This window comes from Domibacillus aminovorans (assembly GCF_001643235.1).
GTDB lineage: Bacteria > Bacillota > Bacilli > Bacillales > Domibacillaceae > Domibacillus > Domibacillus aminovorans.
This window is the reverse complement of sequence record NZ_LQWY01000005.1, coordinates 89,915-106,705: the sequence shown is the minus strand read 5'-3', so window position 1 is coordinate 106,705 and position 16,791 is coordinate 89,915. Positions and strand designations below refer to the sequence as shown.

Here is a 16,791-nt window from a genome sequence, read left to right as displayed (position 1 = left end):
AAAAAAAGCCCGGAGTAGTTTCTCCCGGGTTCTTATTTTTCTTTGTTAATAATATCTTTTAGCTCATCTAAAAAGACGCTAATATCTTTAAACTGGCGGTATACAGACGCAAATCGGACGTATGCCACTTCGTCAATGTCAGCCAGCCGGTCCATCACCATTTCGCCGACACACTCTGATTGAATTTCCGAAATACCTTTTGCTCGTATATCTCTTTCAATATCAGCTGTCATTTTTTCAAGCGTGCTAAGTGGAACCGGCCTCTTTTCACATGCTTTAATTAATCCATGCAGCATTTTGTCACGGTTGAACTCTTCGCGCATTCCTTCTTTTTTAACGACAATAAGCGGCATATGCTCCACCCGTTCGAATGTCGTAAACCGGTAACCGCACGCTTCACACTCTCGACGGCGGCGGATGGAATGCCCTTCATCTGCAGGACGTGAATCAACTACTTTCGTCCCGTTATAGCGGCAATCAGGGCAAATCATGTTAAATCAACTCCGATTTTTCTGTCTTTACTCTTTATCATACTAAAAAAAAGGCACTCTGAAAATAGAAACGAGATGTATGAAGATCATACATCTCGTTTTGTTACATAGCGCTTACTGTTTGTTTAAGTTGTGAACGCACTGGTCCCATACCACGCGGCAGTTCAATTGTTTCACGTGTATCAGCTTCGAGTGCTTCTGCGATATAGTTCGCAGCAATATTCGGATCAAGATCCCCGCATGTATATACGTCAATGCTTGCGTATCCATGTTCAGGAAAACTGTGAATCGTTAAATGTGACTCGGAGATGATGACGACTCCACTTACTCCCTGCGGAGCAAATTTGTGGAACGCGACTTCGCGGATTTCCGCACCTGATTTAAGAGCGGCGTCGACAAAAATTCTCTCGATTACTTCCATATCGTTTAATTTGTCAAAATTGCAGCCCCATAATTCTGATATAACATGACGACCCATTGTTTCCATGATCGTTTCCCCCTTTTACAAAGTAAATTTTTGGAAAAATTGTAAAAGTGATCACTGCCACGGGGGAAAGTTAGTCCGAAGAGGTCCTAACCCTTTAAGCAGAACTTATTTCACAAATTTGAGTATACGATCTGCCGACATATTTTGCAACAGGTTTCTTTTAATTTTTTATATAATAGAAAAACCCCGACATTTGTCGGAGTCCGTCGACGTCTATATTATACGAAGTGCTTCACTTTTTTTCTCATTTCATCTGCCACGAAATGGACAAGATCAACAATGCGGCACGAGTAGCCCCATTCGTTATCATACCAAGCTAGCACTTTCACTTTCGTTTCACCCATTACCATCGTCGTTAATCCATCAATCGTAGCCGAGTATGGATTTGTATTATAATCAATCGATACAAGCGGTTCTAGCGTGAAATCAAGAATGCCGTTCAATTCATTTTGTGATGCCTTAATAAATGCCGCATTTACTTCTTCGACTGTTACCGGACGTTTCACATCAACAACGAGGTCCACTAGTGAAACATTAGACGTAGGTACACGAAGTGCCATTCCATGAAGTTTGCCTTCCAAATGCGGCAGCACAAGTGATAATGCTTTTGCCGCTCCTGTTGATGTTGGTATAATTGATTGTGCACATGCACGAGCACGACGCAAGTCTTTATGTGGATTATCAATATTTTTTTGATCATTTGTATAAGCATGAACGGTTGTCATTAACCCGTTTTCAATGCCAAATTGATCATCAAGTACTTTCACAACCGGTGCTAAACAATTTGTTGTGCACGAGGCGTTAGAAATGATATCATGATGTTCTACATCTAGTACATTTTCATTCACACCCATGACAATTGTGACATCTTCATTTTTACCTGGGGCTGTCAGCACTACTTTTTTTGCACCCGCTTCCAGATGAAGTGCTGCTTTTTCTCGCGCATTAAATTTACCTGTCGCTTCAATCACAATGTCAATGCCTAGTTGCTTCCATGGGAGTTCAAGAGGGTCGCGGCTTGAAAGCAGTTGTACACGTTTGCCATTAACGATGAGTGCGTCCTCCTCTGTTTGTACCTCTCCCTCAAACTTCCCGTGATTTGTATCGTATTTGATTAAATGTGAAAGCGTTTCCGCCGGATAGCTGGCGTTTACCGCTACAATATCAAGTTCATTGTCCAAAATCGCCTTACGGAACACCATACGGCCAATACGGCCAAATCCATTAATCGCTATTTTCGTCTTTGTCATAACTCATGTCCCCCCTGCGCTTTAATGTTATACTCTATATTTGAATTATTTAAGATTAGTATAACATATTAATCGCAAAATGGAACAATAAAATGACCCATTTCATCATTTATTTCACCTTCATCATATCAGGACGAAAAAAGACCCAATTAAGGCTGTATCCTTAATTGGGTAATCCATTTATTTACTTGATTTTCCGTTTCATCTATCGTTCCATTATTATTAATAATATCGTCTGCCCGTGCTCTTTTTTCATCAATTGGCATCTGCGATTGAATTCTCGCTTTCGCTTCCTCTTCTAGATAATTGTTTCGCTCCATTAACCGCTTCAGCTGTGTTTCCGGATCTACATAAACGAGCAATGTTTTTTCAACCATCCAAGTAAGGTCACTCTCAAATAAAAGTGGGATATCTAAAATGATGGTTTTTTTACCGGCTATGATCGCTTTTTCTTTTTGATCAATCATCCATTTACGTACTGCTGGATGAATGATTTCATTTAACTGCTTTCGTTTTTCCTCATCATGGAAAACCATTTTACCTAATGCCGGACGATCAAGGGCACCGTCTGATGTTCGTATACCTGGACCAAACACTTCAATAATTTTTTCTAGCACTGGTTGTCCAGGCTCAACAACGACGCGTGCCGCTATATCCGCATCAATAACTGTAAATCCTTTTTCTTTCAATAGATTGCTCACTGTGCTCTTCCCGCTTGCAATGCCGCCAGTCAGTCCGATAATCATGACAGAGCCTCCGGCAACGGCTGACATTGGAGACAAATATGCGTGCCTCGTCCGCCTGTTTTTATTTTGACAATTTCCGCTCCGCATTCCACACACGCTTCACCGGTGCGCCCATATACGTTTAATACTTCCTGAAATGTTCCTTTTTGTCCCTGGCTGTTCACGTATGTTCGAATTGTGCTTCCGCCACGTTCAACCGCTTCAGCGAGCACGCTTTTTGTGTAATGATGGATGTGCTCCGCTTCTTCTTCTGTAATCGTAGACGATACACGGTGCGGATGTATATGCGAACGAAATAATACTTCATCCACATAAATATTGCCAAGCCCAGTGACGATGATTTGATCGAGCAAGGCCGTTTTCACCTGTCGCGACGTCCGCTGCAGCCGCTCGTACAGATAATCTGGTGTGAATGTCACATCAAACGGTTCGGGGCCCAGACCGCTAAGTGGCGCTAAGTCATTTTCCGTTCCCTTTTCAAACAGATGCATCGTGCCAAATTTGCGTACGTCCCGGTAGCGCAGCTGTGTTCCATCTGTAAATGTAAACACAACATGCGTATGCGGTGCTTCCGGTTCGGACTGTGCGTTTACACTGAATTTCCCTTCCATTCGCAAATGGGAGACGAGTGTGTAATGATCCAGATGGAAAATTAAAAACTTCCCGCGCCGTGTGATATTTTGAATTGTTTCACCGGCAAGTGCGTCTTGAAACTGCGCCGGTTCATCAGGACGTTTAATAATTTTAGGCCAGCGGACATCGGTTTTAACGACTGTTTTACCCGCAGCCAGATCAATTAATGTACGCCGAACTGTTTCTACTTCCGGTAATTCCGGCATATTGTTCACTCCTTACTTTGCATCGTACCATGTCGGCCCAAATGAATAATCGACTTTGAGCGGTACATCAAGTTTAAAGGCATGCTCCATGACGTCTGGAACAATGCTTTTCATTTTGTCAATTTCTTCTTTTGGTACGTCAAAAATTAATTCATCGTGTACCTGCAATAGAAGTTTTGACGTTAAAGTTTCTTTTTCAAGCCGTGCTGCGACATCAATCATCGCTTTTTTAATAATATCTGCTGCACTTCCTTGAATGGGCGTGTTCATTGCCGTCCGTTCACCAAATGAACGCAAATTGAAGTTGCGGCTCGTCATTTCTGGAATATAGCGCCGTCTATTTAACAGCGTCGTCACATACCCGTTTTCTTTCGCTTCACGAATAACATTGCTCATATATTCTTTTACACCCGGATACGTTTTTAAATAGCGCTCAATAAATTCGGACGCCTCTTTTCTCGTAATGCCAAGATTTTGCGATAATCCGTAATCACTGATCCCGTATACGATGCCAAAATTGACGGCTTTTGCCTGACGGCGCATATTCGATGTTACAGCGTCATTGTCAACATGAAATACTTCCATTGCTGTTGCGGTATGAATATCCATATCTTGACGAAACGCCTCGATTAATTTTTCATCACCGGAAATGTGAGCGAGAACGCGCAGTTCAATTTGTGAGTAATCGGCTGCAAATATAACAGAGTCTGATTTTTCAGGAATGAATGCCTGTCTAATTTTCCGTCCTTCTTCTAAACGGATTGGAATGTTTTGCAAGTTCGGTTCTGTCGAGCTTAGACGGCCAGTCTGTGTCAATGCTTGATTAAAACGCGTATGAATTTTATGTGTATCTGGATCAGCTACTTTCAAAAGCCCTTCGATATAGGTCGACTGCAACTTGCCGATTTGGCGATAGTCCAGAATATACTGAACGATTTCATGAGACGGCGCCAGTTTTTCTAGTACGTCCGCTGATGTGGAATAGCCTGTTTTCGTTTTTTTCAATGGCGGCAATCCAAGCTTTTCAAATAGAATGACCCCAAGCTGTTTTGGTGAATTAATATTAAAGTCAGTGCCCGCAAGACTATGAATTGTCTGCTCCATTTCAGCGAGTCGTTTTTTCAGTTCGACACCCATTTCCTCTAAACGATTCATATCAACTCGGACGCCTTCTGATTCCATATCTGCTAAAATAAGTGCGAGTGGCAGCTCAAGCTCATCAAACAATTTATTCTGACTGTTTTCAGACAGCTCTCTCCGACACGTATCATCAAGCCGGCTGAGCGCTTCCGCTTTTGCGCTGACGTGTTTGGCATATATCTCTTCAGACGGCAGCGCTCGCTTAGCTCCTTTTCCATAAACAGCTTCATCCAATGCGATTCCTGTTTCACCATGAAGTTTGGCAACGGCCGCAAAATCTTCTGGGGACTCAGATGGGTTGATTAAATACGAAGCAAGAAACACGTCAAAATCAATGCCTGCGAGTTCAATTCCATGACGACGCAGGGCAATGATGGTTCTCTTCGCATCAAAAACCGTTTTGCGGATGGACTTATTCTCTGCCCACTGTTTAAACACATCAGATTCAATAGCTGTCTTAGCTGACATAAAACAAGTACCATTCCGTCCTGAAACAGCGACTGCTGCGACAGGTGATTTATGATAGTTTACATCTATCATTTCGACATATATTGCGTTGACCTGTTCAAAATGAGCCGGTTCCGGTGAATGGATGATATCAAATGAAACATCTTCCATTACTTTTTCTTCTGATCGATTTAACCCGTCAAGAAGCGTTTTAAATTCAAGATCACGGAACAAGTTGTATAATTGATTTTCGTCTGCTCCATTATAAATGAGCCTGTCTATTGTCACATCAAGCGGCACGGTGCGCATAATCGTCGCCAGTTCTTTGCTTAAGCGTGCCAAATCTTTATGTTCATGCAATTTTTCTTTTAATTTTGCACCGCCCACGTCATCAATTGATTCAAGCAGTGCTTCTACTGTGTAAAATTGCTTTAGCAGTTTAATGGCTGTTTTTTCGCCAATGCCTGGCACGCCTGGAATGTTGTCAGATGTGTCACCCATCAGCCCTTTCATATCAATAATTTGATTAGGTGTAAGTCCATATTTTTCCTGTACATGCTCTGGTGTATATTCTTCAATATCAGTAATGCCTTTTCGCGTTATACACACTGTCGTCTTATCCGTTGCCAGCTGCGTTAAATCTTTATCGCCCGAGTACACTTTTATAAGAAAAGCTTCTTTTTCTGCTTCAAGCGACAGCGTCCCGATAATGTCATCTGCTTCGTAATTTTCAAGTTCGTAATACGGAATCCCATATGCTTTCAATAGTTCGCGTACGTATGAAAATTGCTCGGATAATTCCGGCGGCGTTTTCTGACGCGTTCCTTTATATTCTTTATATGTTTCATGACGGAATGTCGTTTTGCCGGCATCAAATGCAACGAGAATGTGCGTCGGCTGTTCGTCTTTCACAATTTTATTTAACATCATCGCAAATCCATATACGGCATTCGTGTGCACACCTTTTGAATTGCTCAAAAGCGGCAGCGCGAAAAACGCCCGGTACGCAATGCTGTTTCCGTCAATCAGTACGAGTTTTTTTTCCATAGGTCCTCCTTTGCACTCTAGATAAGTGCACATCAAAAAAAGCCGTTATTTTCTTTCTTATTCTACCATGTGCAGAACAAAAAAAGAAAACAACGGCTTCTTTCATCAGCCCCAATTAAAAAAAGGGAGGGACCCCTTCAAACAAAAAGTTTGTAAAAAGGGGCCTCTCCAACAAAAAGCTGGATAAAGGGGGTTGATATTTATACTATAACAGTTAATTATAAAAAGAATGTAAACGTTTCATTAATTTTTTGTAAAATCATTCGAGAATTTTTTTTGAAAAGAAACGGTAAAAGATGTTCCTTTACTTACTTCACTTTCCACACTAATTTTCCCATGATGTGCTTCCATAATGTGTTTCACAATCGCAAGGCCTAGCCCGGTTCCACCTGAATCACGGCTTCGTGCTTTATCCACGCGATAAAAGCGCTCAAATATACGAGACAGTTCTGCTTTTTCAATACCAATACCTGTATCAGAAATGGTTACATTGACGGTCTCCCCTGCATCGCAGCCTTTAATGATGATCGATCCACCCTGCGGTGTGTACAAAATCGCATTCGTAATTAAATTTAAAAACACTTGTTTTAAACGATATTCATCTCCTGGAATTAGCAATTCTTCTTTCAGTTCAACATGCAAGTCAATTTGCTTTGTTTCCATTCTATTTTCAAGCGTCATAATAACTTCTTCAAGCAGTTTATTTAACGAAATAGAGGAGACATTCAGTACAAGTCCTTTTTGTTCAATTTTCGACAAATCTAATAAGTCGGCGACGAGTGTTTCCATCCGTTCGCTTTCCTTCCAAATAATATCAAGAAACAAGTTTGCTGCATCTGGATCATTTAAGGCACCGTCAAGCAATGTTTCCGAAAACCCTTTAATGGATGTAATCGGTGTTTTCAGTTCATGTGATACATTCGCGACAAAATCTTTTCTCATTTGTTCCAAGTGCTTCAATTCGGTAATATCATGAAAAACAACTAAAATACCTTTCCATTCATCATTCGTCCCGATGATGGGCGCCCCTGACACTTCAAATTCTTTTTGCTCTAACTGCAACGGAATCATCATTTGCCGGCGAACACTTTTTTCCGTCATAAATACTTCTTCCACAATACCTGTCACTTCTTTTTGTTCTATCGCTTCATGATACCGCTTTTTGATAATCCGCCCGGTGACAAACATTTTTTTAAACGAGCGATTGGCCATAATAATATAGCCTCGGTCATCAATAAGCAGCAGGCCGCTTTCAATATTTTCAATTAATGTTGTTAACCGATTTTGATGAACTTCCTGCGCCTGCATCATTTCTTGCAAGTTTCGTGCAAGAATATTAACCGACGTATTCAGCATGCCAATTTCATCTGGCGGCATTTCATACGTACGCGCCCGATAATTCCCCTTGGCCAGCTCAATGGCAACAGCGGTTGCAGACTCAATAGGTTTAATATAATTGCGTGTGATCTTCATTCCAATCAATGCGATTAATATAAGTGACAGGCCGAGAGTGGCTAATAATATAAGCCATATTTGTTTGTATAGACCATCTAGAGCATCTACACGCATACTCGTGACGATGTATCCTTCTTTTTCCCCATTTACGTTGACAATGTCTCGCCAATGGTACTGCACATCCATTTTGCGGCGCAGTGAATTTTGATACGTTTCCGGATTAACCGATCTCGCGATTCGCTTGACGACATCCAAATGTATTTCATTGTTACGCTTATCAATGTCGCCGCTGTCATATAATATGGTTCCATCACTGTCCGCTACACTTAATCGCGTCCCCATTTGCTCACCCCATTCATTAAGCATGATGGGGTTGATAAAGGCAATGCCTCCCGCATTTCCAATTACATCTGCGAACAGCGCGGTTTCTTTTTCAAGTCGTTCATTGATTGTCTCTAAATAATACATTTTAAATAACTGACCGAGCGATATACCAAGTGCCAGGAGCACGATCACAATAAGTGTAACGAGTGATAAAAAGAGTCGCGTCCGGGAATTGGTCATGCGTCTTTCGGTTCTTCCAGCTTGTATCCAAGACCGCGAATTGTTTTAATATATTGCGGTTTTTTTGTATTTTCCTCTATTTTTTCACGTAAATGACTAATGTGAACGTCGACAATACGTGTATCTCCGACAAAGTCGTATTTCCAGACCGCACTAAGCAATTGATCTCTCGTCAAGACACGTGTTTTATTTTCAGCTAAAAATAAAAGAAGCTCAAATTCTTTCGGCGTCAAATCCAGCAAGTTATTTTTGTAATACGCTTCGTATTTTTCAGGGAATAACGTTAAATCTGCTACTTCAATATATTGATCCGTTTCACTTTCCACTTCAATTGGCTCAGATGACGGCTTCTGCACACGGCGTAAGATTGCTTTTACACGGGCAATTAATTCTCTCGGACTAAATGGCTTCGTCATATAATCATCTGCACCTAGTTCAAGGCCAAGCACTTTATCGAACTCTTCATCTTTTGCCGTTAACATCAATATGGGTGTTGTCACACGGCGTTGCCGTAAATCTTTACACACTTCCATTCCATCAAACTTCGGAAGCATCCAGTCAAGAATAATCAAGTCCGGTGATACTTCTTCTGCACGCCGAAGTGCTTCTTCCCCGTCAAATGCTGTTTCCACCATAAACCCAGATTGCTCTAAATTGTATTTAATTAACGTAACGATCGATGACTCGTCATCTACGACTAAAATTTTCTTCATTTCATCCTCCCTCGTTAAATATCTACCTTCTATTATAGCGAATTTGTTTCGCTTGAGAAAGAGCCGTTCTGCTTGTCGATACCGAAATTACATCACTAAGAAGGGCCTGCCAGTAAATTGGCAGGCCCTTTTTCTATTACATTTTATATTTATGTAAGAACAGACATGACATTGCGAACAGCTTCAGCTGATTTATCAAGACCTTCTTTTTCATCTGCAGTCAATTCAAGCTCGATAATTTTTTCGATACCACTAGCGCCAAGAATAGTTGGAACACCAAGGTACAATTCATTGTAGCCATACTCACCTTCAAGGTAAGCGATCGCCGGCAAAATACGGCGTTGATCTTTCAAGATAGCCTCTGTCATTTCAACAAGTGACGCAGCTGGTGCGTAGTAAGCGGATCCATTTCCAAGAAGCTGAACAATTTCGCCGCCGCCTTTACGTGTACGTTCAACAATTGCATCAAGACGATCTTTCGAAATCAATGATTCAAGCGGAATACCCCCTGCGTAAGAGTAGCGTACGAGTGGTACCATGTCGTCACCGTGGCCGCCAAGAACAAATCCAGTTACGTCTTTCACAGACACTTTCAATTCTTGCGCTACGAATGTGCGGAAGCGGGCAGTATCTAGAACACCTGATTGACCGATTACACGGTTTTTCGGGAATCCTGATTCTTTCAATACAGTGTACGTCATAGCATCAACTGGGTTTGTCAATACGATGATTGTACAGTCCGGAGAATGTTTGACGATTTCAGCTGTAACAGATTTCATTACTTTTTGGTTCGTTTGAACAAGGTCGTCACGGCTCATGCCTGGTTTACGCGCAATACCCGCTGTAATGATGACGATATCAGAGCCGGCTGTATCTGCATAATCAGATGTACCCGTAATATTTGCATCAAAGCCTTGAACAGGGCTTGCTTCTAGCATATCAAGCGCTTTTCCTTTCGTTGGTCCATCAGCTTGTGGGATATCGACGAGAACAACATCGCCAAGTTCTTTTTGAGCAAGAAGGAAAGCTGTTGTTGCACCAGTGAAACCGCCGCCGATTACAGATACTTTTTTACGATTATATGTTGTCATAATAAAGATCCTCCTTATTTAGCTTGCATATGTATAACAGCTCCCTCAAAAGGGAGCTTTAATAATTAAAGATTTTTGATCAATTCGTCAGCAAACTCAGAGCATTTTACTTCTGTTGCACCATCCATAAGGCGGGCAAAGTCATATGTTACCACTTTAGAAGAAATCGTGTTTTCAACTGATTTTGTGATCATGCTTGCTGCTTCGTTCCATCCAAGGTGCTCAAGAAGAAGAACGCCTGACAAAAGAACAGAAGATGGATTTACTTTATCAAGACCTGCGTATTTAGGAGCTGTACCATGAGTTGCTTCGAAAATAGCATGACCTGTTTCATAATTAATGTTCGCACCAGGAGCGATACCAATTCCGCCTACTTGCGCGGCAAGAGCATCGGAAATGTAGTCGCCGTTCAAGTTCATTGTTGCGACAACATCAAACTCTTTTGGACGAGTCAAAATTTGTTGTAAGAAGATGTCTGCAATTGAATCTTTCACGATCAGTTTGCCAGCTGCTTCAGCGTCAGATTGTGCTTTGTTAGCCACATCTGTGCCTTGTTCAGCTTTAATTTTATCGTACTGAGCCCATGTAAATACTTGATCGCCAAATTCTTTTTCAGCAAGCTCGTAGCCCCATGTTTTGAACGCGCCTTCTGTAAATTTCATAATGTTGCCTTTATGGACGAGTGTAAGCGATTTACGTCCTTCTTTAATCGCGTAGTTCAACGCTGCGCGCACAAGACGTTCAGTTCCTTCTTTTGATACAGGCTTAATACCGATACCGGATGTTTCTGGGAAACGGATCTTGCTTACGCCCATTTCATTTTGAAGGAAACCAATCATTTTTTTCACTTCATCAGAGCCTTCTGCGTACTCGATACCAGCATAAATATCTTCTGTATTTTCACGGAAAATAACCATATCTGTGTCTTCAGGACGCTTAACAGGAGAAGGAACACCGTCAAAGTAGCGAACTGGACGAAGACATACAAAAAGATCCAATTCTTGACGAAGTGCTACGTTCAATGAACGAATGCCACCGCCAACTGGAGTTGTTAGAGGACCTTTAATTGCGATTAAATATTGATCAATCTCATCTAGCGTTGCTTTTGGAAGCCACTCGCCTGTTTGATTAAATGCTTTTTCGCCTGCAAGAACTTCTTTCCAAACGATTTTCTTTTCACCGCTGTATGCTTTTTCAACTGCTGCATCCAATACGCGTGATGCTGCAGCCCAAATATCAGGACCAATTCCATCTCCCTCGATAAAAGGAATGACCGGATTGTTTGGTACGTTTAGTTCCCCATTTTGCATAGTAATTTTTGCGCCTTGAGTCATCTTACTATTCCCTCCAAGTTCCATGATCAAAGGTTAGAAACTACATTTTCTAACCTTCGTTTGCCACATTTATAGTACACTAATTTTCAGCTTAGTTGCAAATCTTACTTCATTAGCCACGCTCGTTGATCGGCACGTATTTTTGCATATCCGGACCTGTATACTCAGCACGCGGACGGATCAGTCTGTTATTCGTATACTGCTCCATAATGTGAGCGAGCCAGCCTGATGCACGACTTACCGCGAAAATCGGTGTGAACAAGTCATGTTCAATTCCGAGACTGTGATAAACAGAAGCTGAATAAAAATCAACATTTGGCGGAAGATCTTTTTGTCCTGTCACAAGCCGTTCAATTTCCACAGACATATCATACAATTGTGGCTCACCTGTCTGTTCTGTTAAACGCTTCGACATCTCACGAAGATGCTTCGCACGTGGATCTCCCTGGCGATATACGCGATGGCCGAATCCCATGATTTTTTCTTTTTTGTTTAATTTTTCGAGAATATACGGTTCTACATTATCCGGAGAACCGATTTCAATCAACATTTTCATCACCTGCTCGTTTGCGCCGCCATGAAGCGGGCCTTTCAATGCGCCAAGAGCTGCAGTCACACCTGAATAAATGTCAGAAAGAGTTGCAACGCAAACACGCGCTGTAAATGTAGATGCATTCAATTCATGATCTGCATGAAGAACGAGCGCTTTGTCAAATGCTTCAATTTCAACAGCTGTCGGCTCCTTGCCAGACAACATGTATAAAAAGTTTGCTGCGATGCCATATTCCTTTTTAGGCGCAACGGGCTCTTGGCCTTTACGAATGCGCGCAAAAGCTGTAACAAGTGCTGGAATTTTAGCTTGAATACGAACGGCTTTCCGGTAATTTGCTTCGTCTGTCATCACATCTGCTTCGTCGTCATAAAGGCCGAGTAGTGATACAGTTGTACGAAGAGCAGCCATTGGATGAACTTTTTCAATAGGATACATTTTGAAATGTTCAATAATTTCTTGAGGTATGTCATAGCTTTCCTTAAGTTGTTGTTTCAACTCATCAAGCTGTGCCTGTGTTGGAAGGCTGCGGTGCCAAAGTAAATAAATTACTTCTTCAAAGCTCGCATTTTTGGCCAGATCATCAATATCATAGCCTGCATATGTAAGTGTGTCATCAATGATGGAGCTGACAGATGACGTCGTAGCAACTACTCCTTCGAGTCCGCGTGCAGTTGTCATAAGATTATCTCTCCTTCGCCTTTTAATTTCCCCATTATCCACTTTTTTATTTATGTATGCACATAACTGAGCAACTGCTCAGTACCATTTTGAAAAATAAAAAAGCTTAGCTCTTTATATACACTTTTTTGAAGAAAAAAAATAGATGTAACGTTTGAAAAAGTGTACGCTTACATTGCTTATTATAAACAATAAGCACCTGTTTGTGAATCAAAACGTGTCAAAAAGTTCGAAATTTTATTATGAATCGTTTGAATTTCGAACACGACACGTGTTTGATTTATGTTATTATAAGGAGTTTCATCTAAAAACTTGAACTTTTATTATGTCGTTCGGCTGTTTTATACGCATCATAAATACCCCAGATCCAGACGATTGGATACGTAATGAAGCCGATTAGTACAAACATAAGCGCTGCATTGATCATTTGTACAACAATCAAGATAAGCCCTTTCATAATCTGTCCATTATAAATTTGGCCAACGCCTGCCCAGAAAAAGCTTAACACAGCAGCGATACCAGGATTTTTCATCATATTCATATTGCTCCTTTCTCTGTTTTCTTACTATAACTATACGACGAAATCATTGTAATAGTTTCATTAATCTTTATAAAAAATCTGTTTTTCATTAAAAGAAAGAAAATAATTTCATCGCATAGTATGCGATGCCGGCACCGATAAGCGGTCCAACCGCCACACCGTTGAAAAGAGCAACGGCCAGAATCGTTCCGAAAACAAGTGCAGTTGTAATGTGTGGATCTTCCGCAAGCAACACAACCCCATTTTTTGCAATGAGCGCAACAAGAATACCCGCAGTCAGTGCAATCCACGCATAAGGAGACTTAAGCGCAGCACCAAGATCCTTAAACCCGATCGCACCGGTTGCAATCGGTACAAGTACGGCAATCGTGATCACGGTTACACCCCAATTAATTCCATTTTTTTGCATAATATCAAACCACCTCGCATCAAGGCCGATTGCTTTTAATGCAATAAGCAGTCCGGACGCGATGAGGAGCGATTGATTTTTGGCGATAAGACTGATCGCCAGCAATAAAAATAAAAATAAATAACCCTGCATGTTATCCTCCTAAAAAAAAGACGCATGGCCATCTCCATTTCTTCATACGAGTAAAGAAGGGGGGACGCCATGCGATTCATTCATCATTTCATCGTGTTATTGGCCATTGGACTAGCCTTTTATTGGTTCATGCCTGTTTTAAAACCATTTATTATAGGGGCATTTTTTGCCGCTGCTGCTCAAAAACCGGCCCACTTTCTTCAGAAAAAAGGCAGGTTTTCATCTTCATTATCCATTGTTTCAGCATTAATTTTTGTCGCTTTTCTTTTTGGCGCCGGATGTTTCATCGTCCTGCTTATCGCCGCTCGAACAGTCTCTCATCTCATCGCTGTTATTCCAAGCTATATGGACATTGCCACTTTTCATATTGAACATGGAATGGATATCATTTCCGCACGCCTGTCAAATACACAGGAAGAAACCATCATCCAACTTATTCAAACATTGAATGGATCTGTATCGAAAATAACCGGTGATTATGCAGAAACATGGATTCTCTCTGGTACTTCTTTTATGCTAAGCATTCCCGGCGCCGCCACCGAAATCATTGTCGCAGCCCTTTCTGCTTTTTTCATCGCAAAAGATGGAGGCCACATGATAAAGATGCTGCCGGTTTCCGTACACGAGCGTCTTCTGTTTACGTTTACAGACTTTTCATCCTCTTTCCGTTCATTTATAAAGGCACAATGCATCCTGTTTTCGGCAACGTTTATGACAGCAGCACTCGGGCTGCTTCTTCTGCGAACCCCACATGTAGTTGAAGTTGCTTTTTTAGCTGCGGTGGCTGAATTTATTCCAATTGTCGGATCCAGTCTTATTTTTTTACCATGGATCGCGTTTTTTCTTTTAATCGGCCAACCTGTTTCCGCCGCCTTATTAGCCGTTCTTTACACTGTACTGATGATCATGCGTCAGCTGCTAGAGCCGAAGCTCGTATCAGGTGCTGTCGGTCTTCATCCACTTGCCGTTTTATTTTCTATGTTTGCCGGGCTCACCTTTTTTGGCGCAGCGGGCATGGCAGCTGGACCCTTTTTACTTTTAGCCATTCTGTCCGTTCACCGCTCCGGCTTATTGCAAATGCTTTTTACAAAACGTTAGCATGGCCGTTATAAATAATACCGCGTGCTGCGTCAACCGTAATTTCCTGACCGTCTTTAAGCTTTGTAAGCGCATCTTTCAAGTCAATAATGACTGGAATACCGAGGCTGATTCCAACAACTGCTGCATGGCTTGTTAAACCGCCTTCTTCAGTAATGATCGCTGCACATTTTTCAATAGCAGGCATCATATCGCGGTCTGTTCCGTACGTGACAAGAATATCGCCCTGTTCTACTTTTTGCAGTGCTTCTGTTGCTGTTTTTGCTGTTACGACCTTACCATAAGCGGAATGACGACCAATTCCTTGTGCTTTCACTAAAATATCACCGACAATGTGGATTTTCATTAAGTTCGTTGTACCCGATTCACCGACTGGTACACCTGCTGTAATGACTACGAGGTCACTGCGGCTGATCAATTTCTCTTCTAGACAGCGTGCAACGGCCATTTCAAGCATTTCATCTGTTGATTTCACTTTATTAGGACTAAGCACAGGGAATACACCCCAAGCAAGTGATAAACGTCTAGATATACGCTCGCTTTCTGTAACGGCAATAACAGATGCTTTTGCACGATAGCGTGAAATCATTCGTGCTGTATGACCACTTTCTGTCGGTGCAATAATGGCACGAACTTCGAGTGCTTCCGCTATTTTTGCAACAGATTGACCGATTGCATCTGTTACCGTTAAGCGGCCTGTATTGTTGCGCCGGCGCGCCGGTATGTCTTTTTTCATCGGAAGTTCTTCTTCTGCACGTATCGCAATGTTCTGCATCGTTTGAACGGCCTCGAGTGGATAGTTACCCGCTGCTGTTTCACCGGAAAGCATAATCGCATCCGTTCCATCGAAAATAGCATTGGCGACGTCACTTGCTTCCGCACGTGTCGGACGAGGGTTTCGCTGCATTGAATCGAGCATTTGAGTCGCTGTAATAACTGGCTTCCCAAGCATATTACACTTTTTGATCAGCTTTTTTTGAACAATTGGTACTTCCTCAGCTGGAATTTCTACACCGAGATCTCCACGGGCAACCATCAATCCTTCTGATATTTCTAAGATACTATCAATATTGTCGACGCCTTCCTGGTTTTCAATTTTCGGAATGATTTGAATATGTGTTGCATTATGTTTTTCAAGAAGTTGGCGAATATCAAGAACGTCTGATGCACGGCGTACGAACGATGCTGCGATAAAATCAACGTCTTGTTCAACACCAAAAAGGATATCTGCTGCATCTTTTTCCGTAATACCTGGCAATTTAACAGATACACCTGGTACATTTACGCCTTTTTTATTTTTCAATGTGCCGCTGTTTAACACACGGACTGCAATTTCGCCTTTTTCGTGGTTAATACTTGTTACTGAAAGACCAATTAATCCATCATCAAGCAAAATGCTTGAACCTGGTTCTACATCATTAATAAGCCCTGGATACGTAATTGAAAATCTTTCCGGAGTACCCGTCACTTCTGTCATCGAAATAACGGCGTTTGTACCGCTGACCATTTCAATCGAACCATTTTCCATATCATGTGTGCGGATTTCCGGTCCTTTCGTATCCAGCAATATTCCAATTGATTTCCCTGTGTTTTTTGCTGCTTGGCGAATATTTTGGATGCGAGCTCCATGTTCTTCATGGCTGCCGTGTGAAAAATTCAAACGGGCAACATTCATGCCGGCTTCCATTAATGATTGCAACATTTCAAGACTTTCACTTGCCGGTCCGATCGTACAGACAATTTTCGTTTTTTGCATTGATAGTTCCTCCTGTTTTT

Annotated in this window: 15 protein-coding genes; 1 reads left to right on the top strand and 14 read right to left on the bottom strand. The window is 41.7% G+C overall.

The genetic code is table 11. The features are described 5' to 3' along the window. Positions 1–32: 32 nt before the first annotated feature. The 13 genes from nrdR to AWH49_RS02545 all read right to left on the bottom strand — a co-directional run bounded on the left by nrdR (position 33) and on the right by AWH49_RS02545 (position 13,917). A complete protein-coding gene (gene nrdR / locus AWH49_RS02605; protein ID WP_018394132.1) occupies positions 33–491 on the bottom strand; it encodes a transcriptional regulator NrdR in 459 nt (152 codons plus the stop codon). 103 nt (positions 492–594) lie between these two features. Further along, on the bottom strand, positions 595–978 hold the full coding sequence (gene speD, locus AWH49_RS02600) for an adenosylmethionine decarboxylase (protein ID WP_018394133.1): 384 nt from the start codon (positions 976–978) through the stop codon (positions 595–597). Positions 979–1,196: 218 nt separating this feature from the next. Beyond that, positions 1,197–2,228: a glyceraldehyde-3-phosphate dehydrogenase gene (locus tag AWH49_RS02595; protein WP_063964542.1), complete on the bottom strand. Its 1,032-nt coding sequence runs from the start codon at positions 2,226–2,228 to the stop codon at positions 1,197–1,199. 149 nt (positions 2,229–2,377) lie between these two features. Next, positions 2,378–2,974, bottom strand: a complete 597-nt coding sequence (gene coaE, locus AWH49_RS02590) for a dephospho-CoA kinase (protein ID WP_063964541.1) — start codon at positions 2,972–2,974, stop codon at positions 2,378–2,380. After that, complete coding sequence (gene mutM / locus AWH49_RS02585; protein ID WP_063964540.1) at positions 2,971–3,813, bottom strand: DNA-formamidopyrimidine glycosylase; 843 nt, start codon at positions 3,811–3,813, stop codon at positions 2,971–2,973. Before mutM ends, coaE begins: the two co-directional genes overlap by 4 nt. Before the next feature lie 12 nt (positions 3,814–3,825). After that, positions 3,826–6,447, bottom strand: a complete 2,622-nt coding sequence (polA, locus tag AWH49_RS02580; RefSeq protein ID WP_063964539.1) for a DNA polymerase I — start codon at positions 6,445–6,447, stop codon at positions 3,826–3,828. Positions 6,448–6,690: 243 nt separating this feature from the next. Further along, positions 6,691–8,466, bottom strand: a complete 1,776-nt coding sequence (gene pnpS, locus AWH49_RS02575; RefSeq protein WP_063964538.1) for a two-component system histidine kinase PnpS — start codon at positions 8,464–8,466, stop codon at positions 6,691–6,693. Beyond that, entirely contained in the window at positions 8,463–9,179 is a 717-nt protein-coding gene (locus tag AWH49_RS02570) for a response regulator transcription factor (protein WP_063964537.1), read from the bottom strand. The genes pnpS and AWH49_RS02570 overlap by 4 nt, the downstream gene beginning before the upstream one ends. Positions 9,180–9,328: 149 nt before the next feature. Continuing rightward, positions 9,329–10,270: a malate dehydrogenase gene (gene mdh / locus AWH49_RS02565; protein WP_034286304.1), complete on the bottom strand. Its 942-nt coding sequence runs from the start codon at positions 10,268–10,270 to the stop codon at positions 9,329–9,331. A gap of 65 nt (positions 10,271–10,335) precedes the next feature. Continuing rightward, positions 10,336–11,604 (bottom strand): NADP-dependent isocitrate dehydrogenase, encoded by a 1,269-nt coding sequence (icd, locus tag AWH49_RS02560; RefSeq protein ID WP_034286305.1) that lies wholly within the window; start codon positions 11,602–11,604, stop codon positions 10,336–10,338. Between the two features lie 112 nt (positions 11,605–11,716). Then, positions 11,717–12,835: a citrate synthase gene (gene citZ / locus AWH49_RS02555; protein ID WP_018394142.1), complete on the bottom strand. Its 1,119-nt coding sequence runs from the start codon at positions 12,833–12,835 to the stop codon at positions 11,717–11,719. Between the two features lie 304 nt (positions 12,836–13,139). Continuing rightward, positions 13,140–13,370, bottom strand: a complete 231-nt coding sequence (locus AWH49_RS02550; RefSeq protein WP_018394143.1) for a hypothetical protein — start codon at positions 13,368–13,370, stop codon at positions 13,140–13,142. A gap of 94 nt (positions 13,371–13,464) precedes the next feature. Continuing rightward, positions 13,465–13,917, bottom strand: a complete 453-nt coding sequence (locus AWH49_RS02545; protein ID WP_063964536.1) for a DUF441 domain-containing protein — start codon at positions 13,915–13,917, stop codon at positions 13,465–13,467. 69 nt (positions 13,918–13,986) lie between these two features. Between AWH49_RS02545 and ytvI the strand changes: the two genes are divergently transcribed. Continuing rightward, entirely contained in the window at positions 13,987–15,015 is a 1,029-nt protein-coding gene (ytvI, locus tag AWH49_RS02540) for a sporulation integral membrane protein YtvI (RefSeq protein WP_063964535.1), read from the top strand. Here ytvI and pyk read toward each other — a convergent pair. Beyond that, a complete protein-coding gene (gene pyk, locus AWH49_RS02535) occupies positions 15,002–16,771 on the bottom strand; it encodes a pyruvate kinase (RefSeq protein WP_063964534.1) in 1,770 nt (589 codons plus the stop codon). The genes ytvI and pyk overlap by 14 nt on opposite strands. Positions 16,772–16,791 lie beyond the last annotated feature (20 nt).

Coding starts and splice junctions, on each gene's coding strand:
- nrdR (WP_018394132.1), bottom strand. CDS start 491: ATGATTTGCCCTGATTGCCGCTATAACGGGACGAAAGTAGTTGATTCA.
- speD (WP_018394133.1), bottom strand. CDS start 978: ATGGAAACAATGGGTCGTCATGTTATATCAGAATTATGGGGCTGCAAT.
- AWH49_RS02595 (WP_063964542.1), bottom strand. CDS start 2,228: ATGACAAAGACGAAAATAGCGATTAATGGATTTGGCCGTATTGGCCGT.
- coaE (WP_063964541.1), bottom strand. CDS start 2,974: ATGATTATCGGACTGACTGGCGGCATTGCAAGCGGGAAGAGCACAGTG.
- mutM (WP_063964540.1), bottom strand. CDS start 3,813: ATGCCGGAATTACCGGAAGTAGAAACAGTTCGGCGTACATTAATTGAT.
- polA (WP_063964539.1), bottom strand. CDS start 6,447: ATGGAAAAAAAACTCGTACTGATTGACGGAAACAGCATTGCGTACCGG.
- pnpS (WP_063964538.1), bottom strand. CDS start 8,466: ATGACCAATTCCCGGACGCGACTCTTTTTATCACTCGTTACACTTATT.
- AWH49_RS02570 (WP_063964537.1), bottom strand. CDS start 9,179: ATGAAGAAAATTTTAGTCGTAGATGACGAGTCATCGATCGTTACGTTA.
- mdh (WP_034286304.1), bottom strand. CDS start 10,270: ATGACAACATATAATCGTAAAAAAGTATCTGTAATCGGCGGCGGTTTC.
- icd (WP_034286305.1), bottom strand. CDS start 11,604: ATGACTCAAGGCGCAAAAATTACTATGCAAAATGGGGAACTAAACGTA.
- citZ (WP_018394142.1), bottom strand. CDS start 12,835: ATGACAACTGCACGCGGACTCGAAGGAGTAGTTGCTACGACGTCATCT.
- AWH49_RS02550 (WP_018394143.1), bottom strand. CDS start 13,370: ATGATGAAAAATCCTGGTATCGCTGCTGTGTTAAGCTTTTTCTGGGCA.
- AWH49_RS02545 (WP_063964536.1), bottom strand. CDS start 13,917: ATGCAGGGTTATTTATTTTTATTTTTATTGCTGGCGATCAGTCTTATC.
- ytvI (WP_063964535.1), top strand. CDS start 13,987: ATGCGATTCATTCATCATTTCATCGTGTTATTGGCCATTGGACTAGCC.
- pyk (WP_063964534.1), bottom strand. CDS start 16,771: ATGCAAAAAACGAAAATTGTCTGTACGATCGGACCGGCAAGTGAAAGT.